The sequence below is a fragment of the Aeromonas sp. S5(2024) genome, from assembly GCF_041403025.1.
GTDB lineage: Bacteria > Pseudomonadota > Gammaproteobacteria > Enterobacterales > Aeromonadaceae > Aeromonas > Aeromonas hydrophila.
This window is the reverse complement of sequence record NZ_JBGLRI010000025.1, coordinates 1-780: the sequence shown is the minus strand read 5'-3', so window position 1 is coordinate 780 and position 780 is coordinate 1. Positions and strand designations below refer to the sequence as shown.

Below are 780 nucleotides of genomic sequence, written 5' to 3'. Positions count from 1 at the left end.
GGCTATGTCCCAATTACGTGTTGCATGGGGCGCCCCAGCGCCTCATGCAAGCAACGTGAGATATTCACTTCCCTCCCATAGCGCTCCAACATCCTTCGCCAACCTAGATAATTCCTCAGATAGTGGGTCGCGACCCCATGGAACCGCTCCATCCACTCCTTCAATCGTCTGTGGTACCCGTTCACATGTTGGATGTGATATGCACCCACCACCCGCTCTCCCGCTCGATTGCGCACCACTTGGTGTGTTATCCCCAGTCCCTCGCTGAAACTCGCATACACCCCGGCACCATCGCTGCACAGGACGGCATCCGGGGCGATAAGTGGCTCAAGCACCGCCTTCACCGCCCTGGCATTCAGCCGTTCCAACTGGAAATCAGCCAGGTGGCCTGCTCTGTCTTGCACCACCATCACCGGGATGTAATCCGGTCCTGTGCCTCGGGTACGGCCTTTGCCGCCACGATGGCGGGCCGGGCGGGGCAATCCGCGCTGTCCTTTGAACGACGCCAGGAAGAAGGTCTCATCGACCTCAACGATACCCTCTTCCCGTACCGCCTGGTGGCTAGCCATGGCCTTCAGGAATCGGTGGCGCCATAAAAAGGCAGTGTTTTTACCGACCCCACAGCGGAGCGCCGCCTGCCGGACGGTCAGACCGTCGATGAGGGCCTGAGCATAGTCTTCCCAGCATTGTGGCTTGCGAAGTCGGGCGAGAGGCGTGTTAGTGAGCACGGAACTGGTGCGCAAACACTGCTTGCAGCGATAACGGCGCAGCCCTCGAGAC

General features: G+C 60.0%; 1 protein-coding gene. It reads right to left on the bottom strand.

Features of this window, described 5'->3' with window-relative positions; genetic code table 11:
- Window positions 1-2 precede the first annotated feature (2 nt).
- A partial coding sequence (locus ACB032_RS22095; RefSeq protein ID WP_371138778.1) for an IS1595-like element ISAhy1 family transposase occupies window positions 3-780 on the bottom strand: 778 nt, incomplete at its 5' end.